Below are 210 nucleotides of genomic sequence, written 5' to 3'. Positions count from 1 at the left end.
GTAATTGCTAAGATTTTACACTGTTCAAGGAAAAGCAATTAAATGATGTGGCAAGCCGATGATGTCAAAGTGCTTGTGGTGGGCAATCCAGCCAACACCAACGCATACATCGTAATTGCTAAGATTTTACACTGTTCAAGGAAAAGCAATTAAATGATGTGGCAAGCCGATGATGTCAAAGTGCTTGTGGTGGGCAATCCAGCCAACACC

At 42.4% G+C, this 210-nt stretch carries 1 pseudogene; it reads left to right on the top strand.

Annotated elements, in window-relative coordinates:
* Positions 1–38 precede the first annotated feature (38 nt).
* A pseudogene (locus M2R47_RS09695) lies at positions 39–117 on the top strand (hypothetical protein); the annotation flags it as partial.
* Positions 118–210: the final 93 nt, after the last annotated feature.

It is taken from the genome of Moraxella oculi (genome assembly GCF_023336735.1).
In the GTDB taxonomy this organism is placed as follows: Bacteria; Pseudomonadota; Gammaproteobacteria; order Pseudomonadales; family Moraxellaceae; genus Moraxella; species Moraxella oculi.
Note: the sequence above shows the minus strand (reverse complement) of the source record. Positions and strands in the feature narration are given on the sequence as shown.